The organism is Polaribacter ponticola (genome assembly GCF_026191475.2).
GTDB lineage: Bacteria > Bacteroidota > Bacteroidia > Flavobacteriales > Flavobacteriaceae > Polaribacter > Polaribacter ponticola.
The window spans coordinates 682,359-701,937 of record NZ_JAOSLC020000002.1; the positions used below are offsets into that span (position 1 = coordinate 682,359).

Below are 19,579 nucleotides of genomic sequence, written 5' to 3' on the forward strand. Positions count from 1 at the left end.
TTTAGTTTTTAGTTTTTAGTTTTTAGTTTTTAGTTTTTAGTTTTTAGTTTTTAGTTTTTAGTTTTTAGTTTTTAGTTTTTAGTTTTTAAAGTGTTAAAAAAAGACTACATAAATTCAAACTGAAACTCATAACAAGTTATCAACATATACTTTAAAAACACTCTCACAATTAAACAAATAAACAATTACACGATTAAACATTTATAGGTTTCTAACTGCTGCTTTAAATTGACGTCCTCTATCTTCATAACTCTCAAACAAATCAAAACTTGCACAAGCTGGCGACAATAAAACAGCCTCACCTTTTTCTGCTAATTTTTGAGAAACTTTAACCGCTTCTTCTGCACCTGCAGTTTCAACAATAATATCTACAACATTACCAAACGTGTTTTTAATTTTTTCATTATCAAGACCTAAACAAACAATTGCTTTTACCTTTTCTCTAACCAACGGTAACAAATCATTATAATCATTTCCTTTATCTACACCACCAACAATCCAAACTGTAGTTTTTTCCATACATTCTAAAGCATAAAAAGTAGCATTTACATTTGTTGCTTTAGAATCGTTTATATATTCTACTTCTCTAACTTTAGCTACATTTTCTAAACGATGTTCTGCCCCTTCAAAATCTTCTAAACTCTCTTTTATATTTTGCTTTCTAACTTTTAATAATTGAGCAGCCATTGTTGCTGCCATCGCGTTCTTTGTATTATGTTTCCCTTTAGTTGATAAAGTTGATATAGGCATGTTAATTCTATCTTTAGTAATATTGATAATTATATTGTTGTCTTCTACGTAAGCTCCGTACTCTAATTTTTTTTCAAGTGAAAACGGAACTAATTTCGCACTTGTTTTATTTTCTAATAACCATTTATTAATGGCTTCGTCATCTGCATCATAAATTAAAAAATCTGATGCCGTTTGATTTTTTGTAATTCGAAATTTTGAATCTATATATTTATTAAAATCGTACTCATATCTATCTAAATGATCTGGTGTAATATTTGTTAAAACAGCAATATGAGAATTGAATTTTTCAATTCCATCCAACTGAAAACTACTTAATTCTAACACATAATTATCAAAAGAATGTTCTGCTACCTGTTGCGCAAAACTATCTCCAATATTTCCTGCAACACCAACATTTAAACCTGCATTTTTTAGTATATGATATACTAATAATGTTGTTGTGGTTTTCCCATTAGAACCTGTAATTCCAATAATACTTGCCGTTGTAAATTGTGCTGCAAATTCAATTTCAGAAATAACTGGAATAGAATTTTCTATCAATTTTTGAACTAAAGCTACTTTATCTGGAATTCCAGGGCTTTTCATCACTACATCAGCATTTAAAATTTTGTTTTCTGTATGTTGATTTTCCTCAAAATCGATCTCGTTATGTTTAAGAACTTCTTTATATTTTTTTGACATTGCTCCTTTATCAGAAACAAAAACATCATATCCTTTTTGCTTTCCTAATATTGCAGTTCCTACACCACTTTCACCTCCACCAAGAACAATTAACCTTTTCATCTATCTTAATTTCAATGTAACAATTGCAAACACCGCTAACAAAATTCCTACAATCCAAAAACGTACCACAATCTTACTTTCATGATAACTCAATTTTTGGTAATGATGATGTAGTGGCGACATTCTAAATATTCTTCTTCCTTCTCCAAATTTCTTTCTAGTATATTTAAACCAAGAAACCTGCAAGATTACCGATAGGTTTTCTACTACAAAGATTCCTGCTAAAATTGGCAGCAACAACTCTTTACGAGTAGCAATTGCTATAACAGCTATAATACCCCCAATTGTTAAACTACCTGTATCACCCATAAAAACCTGAGCAGGATACGTGTTATACCAAAGAAAACCAATTAAAGCACCTGCAAACGCAAGAATAAAAACAGTCATTTCTCCAGACTTTGGTATATACATAACATCTAAATAATCTGCGAAAATTATATTACCAGAAACCCAAGCAAAAATTGCAAGCGTAATAACAATAATTGCTGATGAACCTGCAGCTAAACCATCAATTCCATCAGTTAAATTTGCTCCGTTAGAAATACCAGTAACAATAAAAACGGTAATAAAAATAAAAACGATCCAACCATATTTTTCATAACCATCTCCTAAAAAACTCAAAGCTTTTGAGTAATCTAATTCATTATTTTTAAAAAATGGCACTGTTGTTTTAGTTGACTTATGAGCTTCACCAAAAACCTTTTTCCTTCCATTTTTTTGAACGATTTGCTGCTCTACTGGCAGTTGTTCTTTTATTGTTACATCATCATGAAAATAAAGCATTGACCCAACAATTAACCCTAAACCAACTTGTCCTAAAACCTTAAATTTTCCGCTTAAACCCGCTTTATCTTTCTTAAACACTTTTATATAATCGTCTAAAAAACCAATAAAACCCATCCAAACAGTTGTAATTAAAAGAATAACAACATAAATATTATCTAGTTTTGCTAATAAAATTACAGGAATTAAAGTTGCTAAAATAATGATGATTCCGCCCATAGTTGGAGTACCACTTTTTTGTTTTTGCCCCTCTAAACCTAAATCTCTAACCGTTTCTCCTACTTGTTGATTTCTTAAGAAATTAATAATACGTTTACCATAAATAGCAGAAATTAACAAAGACAGAATAAACGCAGCAGCAGCTCTAAATGTGATAAACTGAAACACACTCGCTCCTGGAATACTAAACTGACTTTCTAAATATTCAAATAAATAATACAGCATTCTTACTTCTTTTTTAATTGATTAAAACAGTTTGTTACTTCTTCTAAATCATCAAAATGAGAACGAACTCCATTCACTTCTTGATAATCTTCATGCCCTTTTCCTGCAATTAATATAATGTCTCCAGCTTCAGATAATTTACAAGCTGATTTTATTGCTTGTCTTCTATCTAAAACCGTTAATGTTTTTCTATAATTTTCTGCAGAAACACCAACTTCCATTTCATCTAAAATAGTTTGCGGGTTTTCTGTTCTAGGATTATCTGATGTAAAAATTGCTTGATTACTTAACTGTGAAGCAATGTGCGCCATTTTAGGTCTTTTAGCAATATCTCTATCACCACCACAACCCACAACTGTTATTACTTTTTCATTACCTGTTCTAATATCATTTATAGTTTCCAATACATTTTTTAATGCATCTGGTGTATGTGCATAATCTATAATTGCTGTAATACCATCCTCTGAAATTACGTATTGAAAACGACCACTCACACTTTCTAACTGACTAACAATCGTTAAAGTTTCTAACGCATCTAAACCTAACAAATCTGCAGCTGCAATAATTGCCGTTAAATTGTAAATATTAAAAACACCAATTAATTTAGTCCAAACTTCAGTTCCATCAACATTAATCAAGGTTCCAGAAATTTGCTTTTCTAAAATCTTCGATTTGTAATCTGCTAATGTTTTTAAAGCGTAGGTTACTTTTTTTGCTTTAGTATTTTGCAGCATAAAGCTGCCATTTTTATCATCAATATTTGTTAATGCAAATGCTGATTTAGGTAAAGAATCAAAAAATGATTTTTTAACATCTCTATACTCACTAAACGTATCGTGGTAATCTAAATGATCATGAGAAAGGTTTGTAAAAACCCCACCTGCAAAAGTTAACCCTTCCGTTCTTTTTTGATGAATTCCATGAGAACTCACTTCCATAAAACAATATTCAACACCAGCTTCTAGCATCATGTCTAAATATTTGTTTATAGTTACAGAATCTGGAGTTGTATGTGTTGCCTTATACTCTACCTCATCAACTAAAATTTTAACAGTAGACAACAAACCAACTTTATAACCAGCTTTACTAAATAATTGATATAACAACGATGCTATAGTAGTTTTACCATTTGTACCTGTAACACCAATCACCGGAAATTTTGTAGAAGGATTCTCATAAAAATTAGAAGCCATTATAGCTAGAGCCACATTTGCATCAGCAACCTGAACATAAGTAACTCCTTCTTTTTTATCAATTGGAAAATCTTCGCAAATAACCACAGAGGCTCCTAAAGAAATAGCTTTATCAATATATAAATGACCATCTACAGACACTCCTTTTTGAGCTACAAAAACATCATTATCTTCAACTTTTCTTGAATCAAAAACAAGCTGATTAATTTCAACATCTGTAATACCAAATACTTGAATAATGGAAACCTTATATAATATGTCTTTTAAATTCTTCAGTTTACGATAGTTTTAAAGTAATTGTTGACCCTTTTACTAATTTTGTTCCTTTTTTAATTGATTGATGATTTACTTTTCCTACTCCAGAAAACTCAACTTTCAACCCTATATTTTCTAACAAAGACACTGCATCCATACCAGACATTCCTCTAACATTTGGCACTTTAGAATACTCTCTATTAATAACTTTATTATATTTTTTATACTGATTATCTATTGTAGCAAATTCCGTTTTATCATTTACCAATTGATTATCAATAGGAGTAGTTGTATAAATTTTTTGAGCTATTTCCTTAAATACAGGAGCCGCCACCTTTGCTCCGTAATATCCTTTTTCTTTTAAAGGATCATGAATAACCACTATACAAGAATATTTTGGTTCATCCGCAGGAAAAAAACCTGCAAAAGATGCCACATAATGCTTATTAGAATAATGACCAGATATTGTTTTACCATTCTTATCTTTATGTCTTGGTATAAACTTTTTAGCAGTACCTGTTTTACCTGCCATTGAAAAATTTGAAGAATAAATATTATCTGCAGTTCCTTTAATAACCACGTTCTCCATAACTTTTCTAATTTTTTTAAGGTTAAATCAGTTGCAATTTTATTATTAACTATTTCTGTTTCAAAAATCCTCTCTGTTTTATCCTGTCTACGTAACTCTTTTACAAAACGAGGCTTTACCATAACCCCATTGTTTGCAACAGCATTATAGAACATCAATGTTTGCATAGGAGTAACAGAAATTCCATAACCCCAAGACATCCATTCTAATGAAATTTTACTCCATCTTTTATCTTTAGGATTTGGCACATATGGCCTACCTTCTCCTTTTATCTGAAAACCTATAGGTTTCGTAAATCCGTATTTTTCTAATTTATCAATAAACTTCTCTGGTTTATCATCGTAATATTTTCTAATTAATTTTACAATACCTACATTGGATGAAACCTCAAAAACTCTTGCTGCAGATATCTTACCGTAACCACCTCTTTTAGAGTCTTCAACTTTTCTATTATGAATAAAAATCTTACCTTTTCCCGTATCAACAACCGCAGAAGTATCAATAACATTATCATCTAAAGCAGCCATTAAACTTGCTAATTTAAAAGTAGAACCAGGCTCATGACTTTCCCAAACCGCGTAATTTCTTTTTTCAAAATACCTACCTTTTGAAGTTCTCCCTAAATTAGAAATTGCTTTAATTTCTCCAGTTGCAGTTTCCATAACAACAGCACAACCATGATCTGCTTCAAAATATTCTAATTGACGCAACAATGCGTGATGTGTTATATCTTGAATATTTACATCTATCGTTGTAATAACATCATGACCATCAATAGGCTCTTTTTCATTAACGTCAGAAATTGGCTTCCATTGGTTTTTTGCAATTTTCTGTTTCCAACGCAAACCATTTTCGCCCTGCATAAAATCTGCAAAAGCACCTTCTATTCCAGCCTCCCCTCTAAAATCATCATAACCAATTGTTCTTGCCGCAATTTTACCTATTGGATGTGCACGTACAGTTTTGTGCTCCGCAATAAAACCTCCACGATAAACCCCCAAATTAAAAATTGGGAATTTTTTCATCTTTAAATAATCATTATAACCAACATTTCTTGCAATTAAAAGATATCTATTCTTTCTCTTTTTTGCAGTTCTTAAACGATCTTGATAATATTTAGTAGGCTTACCAAACATTGTAGACAACTCTTTAGACAAGGCTACAAAGTTTTTTTCGAACGTATTACTTTTTACAGCTACTACATCCATTCTAATGGTAAATTTAGACATTGATGTAGCCAACAAATTACCATCTGCTGCGTATACATTTCCTTTATTTGCTCTAATTGTATCTTGCTTAATCGTAAGCTCAGTAGAAAGTTTCTTATACTTATCTCCCTGCACATACTGTATATGCACAACCCTAACAACAACTGCCAACAAAAAAATCGTCATAAAAGCAGCTACTATGTAGAATTTGGTAAGTATGCTTTTTTTCTGAGTTGCCAATTGATTAATCTTTATACGTTACTTTTATTTTTTTGGAGGTGCTTCTGAAGGCTGTAATCCTCTAGCCTTTGCCTTTTCTCTTATACTCGATTCCATTTTCATTCTCATTAAAATAGTCCCAGTATCTACATATTCTGCTCGCAATTCCCTTTTCTTCTTATTTAGCTCTGATATCTTAATAACTTTCTTATCGGCATTATGCGCACTTGAAATCATAATTAACAAGAGCCCAACAACAAAAATTATTATTCTCCAGTTTTTAAAAGCAGACTCATCCGTTAGGAAGCTACCTCTTAAAACACCATAAACCCCTTTTTTAACTTTAGACATAAATAGGTTTTAAGCTCTTTCTTTTTTTAATGTTGCTATCCTTAACTTTGCACTTCTAGCTCTATTATTCATTTTTACCTCTTCTGCTTTCGGGATAATTAACTTACCAACCTTTTGCATTGGCTCATTAGATCTACCAAAAACATCTTTCTCTAATTCACCTTTAAACAAACCAGTTCTTATAAATCTTTTTACCAACCGATCTTCTAAAGAATGATAAGAAATTACACTCAACCTACCTTCTTCTTTTAGCAAATTAGGCATCTGTTCTAAAAACTCTTTTAAAACATCTAATTCTTCATTTACCTCTATTCTTATCGCTTGAAATATTTGTGCTAAAATTTTATGCTCTTTAGCATTTGGCAAATACCTTTTTAAAATAGTTTTCAACTGAAAACTAGTTTCAATTTTCTCTTTCTCCCTTTCCTCAACAATTGTTTTCGCAATGTTCCTAGAATTCCTCAACTCACCATACATAAATAAAATATCTGCTAATTTTTCTTCAGAATATTTATTTACAATTTCTCTTGCAGATGTTTTTGATTCCTGATTCATTCTCATATCTAAAACACCTTCAAATCTTGTAGAAAAACCTCTTTCAGCCTCATCAAACTGATGAGAAGAAACACCTAAATCCGCCAAAACACCATCAACCTTTCTAACACCATGAAACCTTAAAAACCTAGTTATATATCTAAAATTTTCAGGAATTAAAGTAAAACGATCATCATCAATAACATTACCTAAAGCATCAGGATCTTGATCAAACGCAAACAATCTCCCGTTTTCTCCCAATCTATTTAAAATCTCCCTAGAATGACCACCGCCACCAAACGTAACATCTACGTAAACGCCATTTTCTTTTATATCAAGCGCATCGATACTCTCGTGCAATAAAACTGGATTATGATAACTCATCTACATCTGTATTTCCCATTACTTCCTCAGCTAAATCTGCAAAATCTAAAGCAGCGTCATCAATAGCTTTCTCGTACTTGTCTTTATCCCAAATTTCTATAATATTCACAGACGAAGACATTACAACTTGTTTTTGAATACCTGCAAAATCTAACAAATCCTTTGGGATTAAAACTCTACCCGTAGCATCAAATTCCACCATTTTCACACCTGCCGTAAACCTCCTAATAAAATCGTTGTTCTTCTTTTTAAACTTATTTAATTTGTTGATTTTCGCCATCATCAAATTCCACTCTTGCATTGGATACAACTCTAAACAAGGCTGAAAAACAGCTCTTTTCATAACAAAACCATCTTGTAACACAGAAGACAACTGCTTCTTAAAGACCGATGAAACCATCACCCTTCCTTTAGCATCTGCTTTACACTCATATGTTCCAATTAGGTTTATCACTAAAAAGCTTTTATAGACATCAAAAATAAATAATTTTTACCACTTTTTACCACTTTTTACCACATTGTTAATAAGTATTAAGAATCCCCTTTATTCATAGTAACTAGAACCTTGTTAAAAACCCTAATCTCCTGATAATGAAATAAATTTCTATGTTATAAAAAAGAACTACATTTGCGTTTAGTGAAAATCAAACAAAAATCAATGACTGACACCTTAAAAACCGAAGGGAAATTTACCTACGCAGAAGCTGGAAAAGGACCTACAATCATTGTTTTGCATGGATTAATGGGAGCTTTAAGTAACTTTGGAGCCACATATAATCACTTTCCAAACAATGGTTACAAAGTTATAATACCAGAATTACCTTTATATTCTTTACCCCTAATAAAAACAAATGTTAAACATTTAGCATCGTTTTTAAAAGAGTTCTTAGAATTTAAAAAAATCGACAAGGCTATTCTTTTAGGAAACTCCTTAGGCGGTCATATTGCTCTTTATTTCACTAAACATTACCCAGAAAAGGTTAACGCACTTGTACTAACAGGAAGCTCTGGCCTATATGAAAAAGCGATGGGAGATAGCTTCCCAAAGAGAGGAAATTATGAGTATATTGAACAAAAAGCAAGAGAAGTTTTTTACGATCCTAAAATTGCTACTAAAGAATTAGTTGATGACGTTTATAGCACAGTTAATGATAGAATGAAAGTTTTAAAAACTTTATCTATAGCTAAAAGCGCAATTAGACACAATATGGCTAAAGATTTACCAGAAATGAAACAACCTACTTGTTTAATTTGGGGAAAACAGGACACAGTAACACCTCCAGATGTTGCCGATGAATTCAATAAATTACTACCAGATTCAGATTTATTTTGGATAGATAAATGCGGTCATGCTGCCATGATGGAAAAGCCAGAAGAGTTTAATACGATTCTTCATACTTGGTTAACTTCTAGAAATATTTAAATTTTTGCTGATATTTTATAAGCAAAGAAAATTTTACAATGAAAATAAAATCTGCTGAATTTTTGATGAGTAACAGTAATGTTACAAAAGCACCCAAAGAAAGAATTCCTGAATATGCTTTTATAGGGCGTTCTAACGTTGGGAAGTCTTCATTAATTAACATGTTAATGGAGCGAAAAGGTTTGGCAAAAATTTCTGGAAAACCTGGTAAAACCCAATTAATAAATCATTTTAAAATAAATGACGAGTGGTTTTTAGTAGATTTACCCGGTTATGGTTATGCACAAATATCAAAAAAGAAAAGAACTATTTTTCAGTACTTTATAGAAAACTACTTTAAAGAAAGAGAACAATTGGTTTGTACTTTTGTATTAATAGATAGTAGACATGATCCTCAAAAAATTGATTTAGAATTTATGCAGTTTTTAGGTGAAAATCGGATTCCTTTTTGCTTAGTGTTTACAAAAGCAGACAAACTTGGAAGCTCAAAATTAAATAAACAAATTTCTTCTTATAAGAAGAAATTATTAACTACTTGGGAAACCTTACCAATGACATTTTTAACCTCTTCTTCTACGGGTTTAGGTCGAAAAGAGTTTTTAGACTTTATCGACGGTGTAAATGAAGATGTTGCAAAAGATTTTAAATAATCGTTAATGCATTCTACAAAAGAAAACTTACAAGTTTTATTTGAAGACAATCATATAATTATTGTTAACAAGCGCTCTGGAGATATTACACAAGGTGATAAAACTGGAGATAAACCTTTAAGCGATGTTGTTAAAGAATACGTTAAAGACAAGTACAACAAAGCAGGCAATGTTTTTTTAGGTGTAGTACATAGATTAGACAGACCTACATCTGGCGCAATTATTTTTGCACGAACCTCTAAAGCATTAGAGCGTTTAAACAAAATGTTACGCGATAAAACCATTAACAAAACGTATTGGGCTGTTGTAAAAAAATACCCAAAAAAGGAAAAAGACACCTTAGTAAATTACTTAAAAAAGAATCCTAAGAATAATAAATCATCCGTTTACGCTAAAGAAATAAAAGACTCTAAAAAGGCAATTTTACACTATAATGTGATTAAGAAATTAGATAATTATTCTTTAATTGAAATTGATTTAGAAACAGGAAGACATCATCAAATTAGAGCACAATTATCTTCTATTGGATTTCCTATAAAAGGAGATTTAAAATACGGTTTTGATAGAAGCAACAAAGATGGAAGCATACATTTACATGCTCGTAAAATAGTATTTATTCATCCGGTTTCTAAAGAAGAAATTTCGGTGATTGCTCCTACTCCAAATGAAGTTATTTGGAACGCTTGTAAAAATTAACTTTATTACAATAACTTATATATTTTTTATGACACACGAAAAAACAGTTTCAGAAGCTATTAATTATAGAAGATCTGTAAGAATTTATGATACTAAAAAAACCATAGACAAAACTATTGTAAAAAAGTGCTTAGAACAAGCTGCATTAGCTCCTAATAGTAGCAACATGCAATTATGGGAGTTTTATCATATTACATCAAAAGATACAATAGCAAAAATAGCACCTTTTTGCTTCAATCAAAATGCAGCTAAAACAGCACAACAATTAGTTGTTTTTGTTTCTAGAAAAGATTTGTGGAAGAAAAGGGCAAAAGCAAATTTAGCGTTTATAGACAAAAACTTTGGGGCAAACAACCCTAAAGATGAACAAAGTAGCAGAGAAAAAGTAGGTAGAAACTATTATGGAAAGATAATACCTTTTGCGTATGGTGATTTTCTTGGTATTCTTGGTTTATTAAAATATGTTATGGTGTCAATTATCGGAATTTTTAAACCAATATACAGACAGGTTAAAAAAAGTGACATGAGAATTGTGGCTCATAAAACTTGTGGTTTAGCTGCAGAGAATTTTATGATTTCTATGGCTGCAGAAGGATATGATACCTGCCCAATGGAAGGTTCTGATACATTACGCGTAAAAAAACTATTAGGCTTACCATTTGGTGCTGAAATAAATATGATTGTTTCCTGTGGTATTAGAACAGAAAAAGGAGTTTATGGCGAACGTTTTAGAATCCCTTTTAACGAAGTTTACAAAGAAATATAATCTAAAAAGAGACTCTTTTCTTTCCTGAAACAAACTCATAAAAAATACCAATCGTTAAACCCATTGTAATAAAATACAACATCTCCGTTAACGGAATATTTAAAAAAGTAATATCATATTTAGTATTTGCCAATAAATAATATTTTCTCCAATAAGTAGGACTGTAAAAAGTAAACAATGGAATGTAAAACACCAATTGTATACACCAACTTAAAAGAGCCGTAACTAACGATTCCCTAAGCATATCTCTTCTAAAATAAAGCATAATAAATGCATAAAGTATATAAATACTACTGTATATAAAAATTGAATTTATTTTTAAAACTCCAGTTAAAACATACACTACAACAAAACTAACAACAAACATTACATAAAACGTATGCTGTAGTTTTTTCTCTTTTCTATAAGGAATCAATTTTAATTTAAAAACAGTTTCATAAATTGTAGATACTACACTTATTATTAACGCACCCATTAAAACATCTTCAAAATAAGCATATTCCAAATCTATAATAGAAGGAGGAATCCAATAATCTCTAAAATGAAAATAATCTGTAAAAGGGGCAATTATTCCTCCTGCAATAGATGTTCTAATCAACTTTTTTCTTAAGTCTTTTCTTTTAAAAAAAATATATAGCCAAATTGGAACATAACAAAGGCACAAATAAAAAAAGCGTATTCCTCTTTCATAAAATATCTTACTTAGGATTAATAATTAAAACATTCTTACTTTTTAAAATTTCTTCTTTATTAATTTTCATCTTTACAAAATCTCCATTTAAGTACTTTTTTACTTGATCTTTATAATGTTTACTAAAAACACGACCAGATTGCCCTGTTGGTAAAATTGACAAACTATTTTCTACATCAGAAAAATCTACAATTCTCCTTGTTGATGGACCAGCTTTTACTTTATAAACACCTGTAGAATCGATATCATAAATTTGATTATTAATTACTTGATCTCCTCCATTAGTTACAAAAGGACCAACATTAAAGTATTTTCTTAAAGCAGCAACCTCACCAACGGCATGTTTGTATTCTACAGAAACAACTCTATCCCAAGTCCAATTTTCTACATTTTCTCCTAATTGACTTTGTAAGAAAGAAAATGTATTTCTAAAAGAACTTGTTACTATTTCTTCTTTAGTTTCTATTTTATTTTTTGTGGTAACATCATCCCACCAAACAGAGTTCACTCTTTTAGATTGTACAGGTAAAACTTTTTCAATAAAAGGAGTATTCTCAAACTGTTTAAAAGCCTCTCCCATTTCGTCTGAAAAAGTATTTTTCTGAAACTCATACACCATTCTATTATAAATAACCGGTGCAACTTCATTTTTATCAAAATTACCTTTCCAGCTTTTTAATATTGATATTGCTTTCTTCTCGCTTGCAGATAATTTATTTTGATTAATTGAATTCACAAAATCTGATGCAATTTTTGGTGCATTTGGCGATGTAACATCCATAATCATTTTGGCAACATCCTCCTTTGTCCAATTATTTTTAGGCTCTAATAATTGCACAATTCTTTCTGCTCTATCCTCATTTAAATAATATCCAGGATACAAGATTCCAGCAATAGAATCTGGCTGATTATTTGCAGAATACACATAATTCCAACTCGGATTCACAGCTTGTGGGTTTTGTTCAAAGTCTAAATACTCTAGTATTTCATCCTTACCAGAAGCTCCATTCAAATAGGTTTTAGTGTATAATGAATCTCTGTATTTATACAACTTTCCAGAGGCAAACCAAGCTATGTTATTTTTTGCATCGCCATACATTATATTTAAACCAGGTGCATGCAATTTCTTTGTTCCTGCTTTAAATTCTGACAATGAATTTGCATGAGACAACTCGTAACCAACCTCTAACAATTCGTTTTTGTGCATTGTATAAATCCATTGCATAGCAATAGAGCGAGTGTCATCTAAATGATCTACAAGACCATTCATTACCGGTCCGTGTCTACCAACTTTTATAGTATAAATAGAATCTTTTCTTCCTTTAATTTTAAGCCGCTTCTCAATTAATTTATAATCTACAAATCCGTTTTCTGTTTTATATTGTAGATTGTTATCCGGGTTTTCCTCTTCTATATAAAAATCTATATCATCGTTTTCAAACATTGTTAAACCGTAAGCATACTCTCTATTATGTCCTAACAAAGGAAATGGAGTTAACGCTAAATTAAAACCATACATTTCATAATTTGGTGTTTTAATATGTGCTTGATACCAAACAGAAGGTTGAGAAAAACCAATATGAGGATCGTTTGCAAAAATTACTTTTCCGTTTTTTGTTTTATCCGCACCAATTACCCAAGAATTACTCCCAATAAATGGTGATATTGGCAAAACACTATACAAATCGTGCATTGCTTTAGTAAAACTACCTGTTAATTCTGGTTTTGCTTCATTTTTAATATATGTTAGGTTTTCAAATTCCGCTCCTATTAATTCTTTAAAATAAGCAGAACCTAATTTTTCTTTCACTTCATTTAAAAGCGGATCTGTTTTATGAGCAATAGCAAAGCTAAAAGCCATATAGCCATACACATTGTACATATCTTTTAACGTATACTTTTCTTTCTCTACACCTACCAAAGTATACTCAATTGGCGTCTTACCATCTTCTATATATTGATTTACACCGTTTAAATAAGCTACTGCTAATTTATAATGCTCAGAATTTTTATCTAAATTTTTAATAGTTTCATCAGAAGCTTCTTCGATTCCTAAACCAGAAAAAAGTTTATCTGTTCTTATTAACTTTTCTCCAAAAATTTCAGACAATCTACCAGCTGCAATCCTTCTAACCAAATCCATTTGCCATAATCTGTCTTGTGCATGCAAATAACCTAAAGCTGTGTAAGCATCTTTTTGATTTTCGGCATTTATATGAGGCACACCAATTTCATCAAAATAAACAGTAACTTTTTTGGTTAAATTATTAAGTTCCAACTCTCCACTATAATTAGGATGATACGTTTTAGAATACAACCAAGCACCTGTAATTATTAGAACGAATACTATAATTACAATTTTGACTATTTTTTTTAATAAATTCATTTTAAAAATTTTAAAGAACTCAAAGATAATAGATTTATATTGTATTTTTGAATCACTAATACCTTATGCTTACATGAAAAAAATTCAAATGGTAGACCTTCAGGGTCAATATCAACAAATTAAAGAAACCGTAGACAACTCTATACAAGAAGTACTAAATTCATCAACATACATAAACGGACCTTTAGTTAAAGAGTTTCAAAAAAATCTAGAAGACTATTTAGATGTAAAACACGTAATACCATGTGCAAATGGTACAGATGCTTTACAAATAGCAATGATGGGTTTAGGTTTAGAACAAGGAGACGAAGTTATTACAGCAGATTTTACATTTGCAGCAACTGTAGAAGTTATCGCCTTATTAAAGTTAACACCAGTTTTAGTAGATGTAGATCCTAAAACATATAATATAGATATTGATGCTCTTAAAAAAGCAATTACACCTAAAACAAAAGCTATTGTGCCTGTTCATTTATTCGGACAAGTTGCAAACATGGATGCTATTTTAGAAATTGCAAAAGAACATAGCTTGTTTGTTATTGAAGATAATGCACAAGCAATTGGTGCTGATTACACCTTTAAAAACGGAACAAAACAAAAAGCCGGAACTATTGGTAATGTTGGTACAACTTCATTTTTCCCTTCTAAAAACTTAGGTTGCTATGGAGATGGCGGAGCTATTTTTACAAATGATGATGAACTTGCTCACACTTTAAGAGGTATTGTAAATCATGGAATGTATACCAGATATTATCATGATGTAGTTGGTGTAAATTCTAGATTAGATTCTATACAAGCAGGAGTTTTAAAGGCTAAATTACCATTATTAGATTCGTATTGTGAAGCTAGAAGAAATGCGGCTCGTTTTTATAATAACGCTTTTGCAAACAACTCTAATATTATAACACCTACAACAGCTTCTTGTGGAGAAGTTTGCGACACTTGTAACTGTCATGTTTTTCATCAATATACATTACAAATTACGAATGGAAAACGTGATGAATTACACAAACATTTATTAGACAAAGGAATTCCGAATGCAATTTATTATCCTGTTGCTTTACATTCTCAAAAAGCATATAAAGATACTAGGTATAAAGAAGAAAATTTCCCCGTTACAAATAACTTAATAAAAACGGTAATTTCTTTACCTATGCATACAGAATTAGACACAGAACAACTTACTTTTATCACAGAAAGTATTACAAGTTTCTTAAAATAAATTTTTAATTACCCCAAATATGAAAAGAATATTAGTAACAGGAGGTTTAGGTTTTATAGGATCTCACACAGTAGTAGAATTACAAAACGAAGGTTTTGAAGTAGTAATTATTGATGATTTATCTAACACTACAATTTCTGTTTTAGATAATATTACAGAGATTACAGGTATAAAACCAGAATTTCACCAAATTGATGTTAGAATTAAAAGTGATATAAAAACTTTTTTTGACAACAATAAAGTTGATGGAATTATTCATTTTGCAGCTTTTAAAGCAGTTGGAGAAAGCATTGCGAAACCCTTAGATTATTATGAAAATAACTTAAGTTCTCTTATTTATATTTTGCAAGAAGTTAGAGATCGTAAACTAGATAACTTTATATTTTCTTCTTCTGCAACTGTTTACGGAGAACCAGATTCATCACCAATAACAGAAAATGCTCCTGTAAAGAAAGCTGAATCTGTGTATGGAAACACTAAAAAAATTGGTGAAGAAATTATTAAAGATACAAGTAATGCATATGGTATTAATACAATAGCTTTACGTTATTTTAATCCTATTGGAGCACACCCAACTGCAAAAATTGGAGAGCTTCCTTTAGGTGTTCCTGCCAATTTAATTCCTTTTGTTACACAAACTGCTGCAGGAATTAGAAAAGAATTATCTGTTTTTGGTGATGATTACCCTACTGAAGACGGAACAGCAATTCGTGATTACATTCATGTTGTAGATTTAGCAAAAGCACATATTGCAGCATTAAAAAGGCTTATCAACAAAAACAATAAAAGTTCTTTTGAGTTCTTTAATATTGGAACAGGTAAAGGAACTTCTGTTTTAGAAGTAATAAAAGCTTTTGAAAAAGTAAACGATTTAAAATTAAATTATAAAATTGTTGGCAGAAGAGAAGGTGATGTTATGACTTGTTATGCAGACACAACAATTGCAAACAAAGAATTAAACTGGAAAACAGAAATTAGCTTAGAAGAGGCTTTAAAATCTGCTTGGAAATGGCAACAAAAACAATCTGTTTAAGTTTTAAAACACCATTTTAAAATTTATAAAAAACCTCATAAGTATAGTTACTTTTGAGGTTTTTTTATGATCTAATTAAATATAATATTATCCTTTTACAGGAATAGAAACAATTGTATTTGCCCAACCTAAGTGCATTGTAGCATTGTTTTCTTCACCATTAAAAGCTATAGAAAAAGCTTCAATAGACTTTTCTGATTTAGAAACTTTACCAGAAACTCTTACAACATCTTGGTCTTGTTTGTAAAAATAAGATCCCCAAATATTTTTATGAGTACTTAATATTACCGTCCAATCTCCATCTGTAGGAATTGTAAACAAAGTATACGTTCCTGCTTTTACTTCTTTATCTCCAAAAGTTACATCTTTATAAAATGTAATTTCGGCAGCTTCGTTTGCTCCAGTTCTCCAAACCTTGTCTTTTGGTGCTAGTTTTTCTAAAGACCTTCCTTTTAATTGTGGTCTACTATATACCACTTTTACTAACTTATCTGCGTCTCTCCAATTTTTAGGATACGCAGATGCATCCATTGGACTTACATCTAATTTAGAAAATTCTTGAGCAGTTACTTCTGTTGACGAAATTAAAGAAATTGCAAAAACTGCAATTGATAAAATAGCTTTCTTCATGAGTTTAAAATATTTAAGTATTCGATTTTTAATATAAATTATAAGTCATCAAAGTTAGAAAACCTTACAATCTTACATCACTAATTTTCTGTTAATATTTTAATGACAACCACAATCTGTACTGCAATTCTTTTTTTCTTTGAAGTAAAAACATATTTCTTCATTAAAAAAACTACAGCCAAAGCAACTAAAAAATAAACAATAACTTCTTGCATTAACTTAAAATTTGATACGTTAAAAAGGCTGAAACATAAGCCAATAAAGCCAAACCAAACAATTGGATTAATGGCCATTTCCAAGATTTTGTTTCTCGCTTAACAATTGCCAAAGTTGCCATACATTGCATTGCAAATGCATAAAAGACCATTAAAGACATACCAACAGGAAAGTTAAAACGTTTTGCTCCGGTTTCAGAATTAATTTCTGAAGCCATTTTTTGCTTTATGGTTGCTGTATTTTCATCATCTGACTCTACACTATAAATTGTTGCCAATGTACCTACAAAAACTTCTCTTGCAGCAAACGAAGTTATAAGCGCAATTCCTATTTTCCAATCGTAACCTAAAGGCTTTATTACAGGTTCAATTGTTTTTCCTAGAATTCCAATATATGAGCTTTCTAATTTTAAAGATGCAATTTTTTGTTGAATTTCATCAGTATTTAACTGTTGATTAGCCACATTTTCTATAACCGTTTTTTCTGCATTTTTATAATTAGATCCTCCATTCGAAGCCAAAAACCACAATACAATAGATAAAGCCAAAATAATTTTTCCTGCTCCAAAAACAAAAGCCTTGGTTTTTTCTACTACATCAAAAAACACATTTTTAACAGATGGCAATTTATAATTTGGCATTTCTACAACAAAAAACGACTTAGATTCTACTTTTAATGTTTTGTGTAATATATAAGCAGCTATTACTGCAGATGCAAAACCTAAAGCATATAAAGAAAGTAATACTAAACCTTGTAAGTTTAAAAAACCTAGAATTTTTTTATCAGGAATTATTAAAGCAATTAAAATTGCATAAACCGGTAATCTTGCAGAACAGGTTGTAAATGGTGTTACTAAAATAGTAATTAATCGCTCTTTCCAACTAGAAATAGTTCTTGTTGCCATAATTGCTGGAATTGCACATGCTGTTCCTGAAATTAACGGAATTACACTTTTACCATTCATACCAAAGCGCCTCATAATTTTATCCATTAAAAAGACAACTCTACTCATATAGCCCGTTTCCTCTAAAATGGCTACAAATAAAAATAAGATTGCTATTTGAGGTATAAAGATAATAACGCCCCCAATTCCAGGAATAATTCCTTCGGTTAGTAAATCTGTAAACACTCCATTAGGCAAATTGCTTTTTGCAAAGTCTGATAATTGAGCAAAAGTACCATCAATAAAATCCATTGGTACAGAAGCTAAATCAAAAATTGATTGAAATATAATTAACAGAATAAGGCTAAATAATACGTATCCGAATATTCTATGTGTAAAAATCCTATCTAGTTTACCTCGTAAATCTGTTGCTTTCGTTTTATCAACAATATACGTTTTCTTTAAAATTTTATTAATCTCTTGATAACGATAAATAGTTTCTTTGTGTTGGTATTTTTTTAATTTAGAAGTATCTAGCTTAAATGCTAAAAGCTTCTTTTTTCTTCTTTTGTTACCGTTTCTGGAAAACTACTTTGTGTTACCATCAACCATAATTCATACAAGGAATAATTTGGACTTATTTCTTTTAATCGATCAAAGTAATCTGTATCAATTTTAGAATTTATACCACATAAAGGTGATGCTTTTGCTGCCACATGACAACGAATAATTGCTTCCTTTACATCATTAATTCCTTCGTTTTTTCTTGCACTTATTAAAACAACCTCTGTGTTTAATTCTTTCTTAAGCAATGATAAATCTATAGAAATACCTTTTCTATGCATCTGGTCTACCATATTAATAGCCAAAACAGTAGGGATTTCTAAATCTTTAATTTGAGAAAACAACAATAAGTTTCTCTTTAAATTCTCTACGTCTGCAACTACCAAAATTACATCTGGCGATTCTTTTATATCTTTTTTAAGTAACGTTTTTAAAACAATACTTTCGTCTAATGAAGTTGGGTTTATACTATAAGTACCCGGTAAATCTGTAATTAATGCGTTTTGTGTAGAAGACAATTTACTTACACCTTCTTTTTTATCTACCGTAACACCAGGATAATTTCCTACTTTTTGATTTAACCCTGTAAGTTGATTAAAAAGTGAAGTTTTACCTGTATTAGGATTTCCTATTAAAGCAACTTTTATATCGTTTTTAGGCATTAGCTATTCACTTTTAGAATTTGAATTTTTGAAGCAGTTTCTTTTCTAATTGCTAAATGACTTCCGTTAACACAGATGTATAAAGGATCTTTTAAAGGAGCAAGCTGAATTAACTGAACTTCTGCTCCTGGTAAACACCCCATTTCTAATAATTTTAGAGGAATAAAATCTAATGATTCTTCAGATATATAACCTATTTCTCCAATTCGTAAAGATGCAATTGTGCTCAAATTTTTTATTTAGGAAAGCAAAGATAGGAAT

Annotated in this window: 16 protein-coding genes and 2 pseudogenes; 6 read left to right on the forward strand and 12 right to left on the reverse strand. The window is 30.4% G+C overall.

Annotated elements, in window-relative coordinates; translation table 11 throughout:
- Positions 1-201: 201 nt before the first annotated feature.
- From murD to mraZ, 7 genes and pseudogenes are all read right to left on the reverse strand, one after another.
- A complete protein-coding gene (gene murD, locus N5A56_RS03595) occupies positions 202-1,536 on the reverse strand; it encodes a UDP-N-acetylmuramoyl-L-alanine--D-glutamate ligase (RefSeq protein ID WP_265726345.1) in 1,335 nt (444 codons plus the stop codon).
- A complete protein-coding gene (mraY, locus tag N5A56_RS03600) occupies positions 1,537-2,763 on the reverse strand; it encodes a phospho-N-acetylmuramoyl-pentapeptide-transferase (RefSeq protein WP_274270186.1) in 1,227 nt (408 codons plus the stop codon).
- Between the two features lie 2 nt (positions 2,764-2,765).
- Complete coding sequence (locus N5A56_RS03605) at positions 2,766-4,232, reverse strand: UDP-N-acetylmuramoyl-L-alanyl-D-glutamate--2,6-diaminopimelate ligase (RefSeq protein WP_274270231.1); 1,467 nt, start codon at positions 4,230-4,232, stop codon at positions 2,766-2,768.
- 1 nt (position 4,233) lies between these two features.
- A pseudogene (locus tag N5A56_RS03610) lies at positions 4,234-6,194 on the reverse strand (penicillin-binding protein).
- 78 nt (positions 6,195-6,272) lie between these two features.
- On the reverse strand, positions 6,273-6,578 hold the full coding sequence (locus N5A56_RS03615; RefSeq protein ID WP_274270187.1) for an FtsL-like putative cell division protein: 306 nt from the start codon (positions 6,576-6,578) through the stop codon (positions 6,273-6,275).
- Between the two features lie 9 nt (positions 6,579-6,587).
- A complete protein-coding gene (gene rsmH / locus N5A56_RS03620; protein ID WP_265726343.1) occupies positions 6,588-7,496 on the reverse strand; it encodes a 16S rRNA (cytosine(1402)-N(4))-methyltransferase RsmH in 909 nt (302 codons plus the stop codon).
- Positions 7,483-7,950 (reverse strand): division/cell wall cluster transcriptional repressor MraZ, encoded by a 468-nt coding sequence (gene mraZ / locus N5A56_RS03625; protein WP_265726342.1) that lies wholly within the window; start codon positions 7,948-7,950, stop codon positions 7,483-7,485. Before mraZ ends, rsmH begins: the two co-directional genes overlap by 14 nt.
- A gap of 204 nt (positions 7,951-8,154) precedes the next feature.
- On the opposite strand from mraZ, the gene N5A56_RS03630 reads away from it, so the two are divergent.
- The 4 genes from N5A56_RS03630 to N5A56_RS03645 are packed head-to-tail and all read left to right on the forward strand — an operon-like array spanning position 8,155 to position 11,031.
- Positions 8,155-8,919: an alpha/beta fold hydrolase gene (locus N5A56_RS03630; protein WP_265726341.1), complete on the forward strand. Its 765-nt coding sequence runs from the start codon at positions 8,155-8,157 to the stop codon at positions 8,917-8,919.
- A 38-nt stretch (positions 8,920-8,957) separates the two neighbouring features.
- Positions 8,958-9,569, forward strand: coding sequence for a ribosome biogenesis GTP-binding protein YihA/YsxC (yihA, locus tag N5A56_RS03635; RefSeq protein ID WP_265726340.1), 612 nt, complete (start codon positions 8,958-8,960; stop codon positions 9,567-9,569).
- Positions 9,570-9,575: 6 nt separating this feature from the next.
- Positions 9,576-10,265: an RluA family pseudouridine synthase gene (locus tag N5A56_RS03640; protein ID WP_265726339.1), complete on the forward strand. Its 690-nt coding sequence runs from the start codon at positions 9,576-9,578 to the stop codon at positions 10,263-10,265.
- Between the two features lie 28 nt (positions 10,266-10,293).
- The gene (locus tag N5A56_RS03645; RefSeq protein ID WP_265726338.1) at positions 10,294-11,031 is read left to right on the forward strand and encodes a nitroreductase family protein; all 738 of its coding nucleotides are present in this window, start codon (positions 10,294-10,296) and stop codon (positions 11,029-11,031) included.
- A 1-nt stretch (position 11,032) separates the two neighbouring features.
- Here N5A56_RS03645 and N5A56_RS03650 read toward each other — a convergent pair whose 3' ends face one another.
- Both N5A56_RS03650 and N5A56_RS03655 read right to left on the reverse strand, forming a co-directional pair.
- On the reverse strand, positions 11,033-11,629 hold the full coding sequence (locus N5A56_RS03650) for a lycopene cyclase domain-containing protein (RefSeq protein ID WP_265726337.1): 597 nt from the start codon (positions 11,627-11,629) through the stop codon (positions 11,033-11,035).
- Positions 11,630-11,729: 100 nt separating this feature from the next.
- Positions 11,730-14,108 carry a penicillin acylase family protein gene (locus N5A56_RS03655; protein WP_265726336.1) on the reverse strand — a complete coding sequence of 793 codons (2,379 nt, stop codon included), beginning with the start codon at positions 14,106-14,108 and terminating at the stop codon, positions 11,730-11,732.
- A 73-nt stretch (positions 14,109-14,181) separates the two neighbouring features.
- On the opposite strand from N5A56_RS03655, the gene N5A56_RS03660 reads away from it, so the two are divergent.
- A complete protein-coding gene (locus tag N5A56_RS03660; protein WP_265726335.1) occupies positions 14,182-15,330 on the forward strand; it encodes a DegT/DnrJ/EryC1/StrS family aminotransferase in 1,149 nt (382 codons plus the stop codon).
- 19 nt (positions 15,331-15,349) lie between these two features.
- Complete coding sequence (gene galE, locus N5A56_RS03665; protein WP_274270188.1) at positions 15,350-16,363, forward strand: UDP-glucose 4-epimerase GalE; 1,014 nt, start codon at positions 15,350-15,352, stop codon at positions 16,361-16,363.
- 87 nt (positions 16,364-16,450) lie between these two features.
- Here galE and N5A56_RS03670 read toward each other — a convergent pair whose 3' ends face one another.
- The 3 genes and pseudogenes from N5A56_RS03670 to N5A56_RS03680 form a co-directional block, all read right to left on the reverse strand.
- A complete protein-coding gene (locus tag N5A56_RS03670; protein WP_265726334.1) occupies positions 16,451-16,993 on the reverse strand; it encodes a DUF2911 domain-containing protein in 543 nt (180 codons plus the stop codon).
- A gap of 214 nt (positions 16,994-17,207) precedes the next feature.
- Positions 17,208-19,318 (reverse strand): annotated as a pseudogene (gene feoB / locus N5A56_RS03675) (ferrous iron transport protein B).
- The gene (locus N5A56_RS03680; RefSeq protein WP_265726332.1) at positions 19,318-19,548 is read right to left on the reverse strand and encodes a FeoA family protein; all 231 of its coding nucleotides are present in this window, start codon (positions 19,546-19,548) and stop codon (positions 19,318-19,320) included. The pseudogene feoB and the gene N5A56_RS03680 overlap by 1 nt, the downstream one beginning before the upstream one ends.
- Positions 19,549-19,579 lie beyond the last annotated feature (31 nt).

Excerpts from the sequence above, each read along its gene's own strand:
- N5A56_RS03615 (WP_274270187.1), bottom strand. The coding sequence starts at position 6,578 with ATGTCTAAAGTTAAAAAAGGGGTTTATGGTGTTTTAAGAGGTAGCTTC.
- N5A56_RS03670 (WP_265726334.1), bottom strand. The coding sequence starts at position 16,993 with ATGAAGAAAGCTATTTTATCAATTGCAGTTTTTGCAATTTCTTTAATT.
- N5A56_RS03660 (WP_265726335.1), top strand. The coding sequence starts at position 14,182 with ATGAAAAAAATTCAAATGGTAGACCTTCAGGGTCAATATCAACAAATT.
- N5A56_RS03630 (WP_265726341.1), top strand. The coding sequence starts at position 8,155 with ATGACTGACACCTTAAAAACCGAAGGGAAATTTACCTACGCAGAAGCT.
- mraY (WP_274270186.1), bottom strand. The coding sequence starts at position 2,763 with ATGCTGTATTATTTATTTGAATATTTAGAAAGTCAGTTTAGTATTCCA.
- rsmH (WP_265726343.1), bottom strand. The coding sequence starts at position 7,496 with ATGAGTTATCATAATCCAGTTTTATTGCACGAGAGTATCGATGCGCTT.
- N5A56_RS03640 (WP_265726339.1), top strand. The coding sequence starts at position 9,576 with ATGCATTCTACAAAAGAAAACTTACAAGTTTTATTTGAAGACAATCAT.
- N5A56_RS03655 (WP_265726336.1), bottom strand. The coding sequence starts at position 14,108 with ATGAATTTATTAAAAAAAATAGTCAAAATTGTAATTATAGTATTCGTT.
- yihA (WP_265726340.1), top strand. The coding sequence starts at position 8,958 with ATGAAAATAAAATCTGCTGAATTTTTGATGAGTAACAGTAATGTTACA.
- N5A56_RS03645 (WP_265726338.1), top strand. The coding sequence starts at position 10,294 with ATGACACACGAAAAAACAGTTTCAGAAGCTATTAATTATAGAAGATCT.
- murD (WP_265726345.1), bottom strand. The coding sequence starts at position 1,536 with ATGAAAAGGTTAATTGTTCTTGGTGGAGGTGAAAGTGGTGTAGGAACT.
- galE (WP_274270188.1), top strand. The coding sequence starts at position 15,350 with ATGAAAAGAATATTAGTAACAGGAGGTTTAGGTTTTATAGGATCTCAC.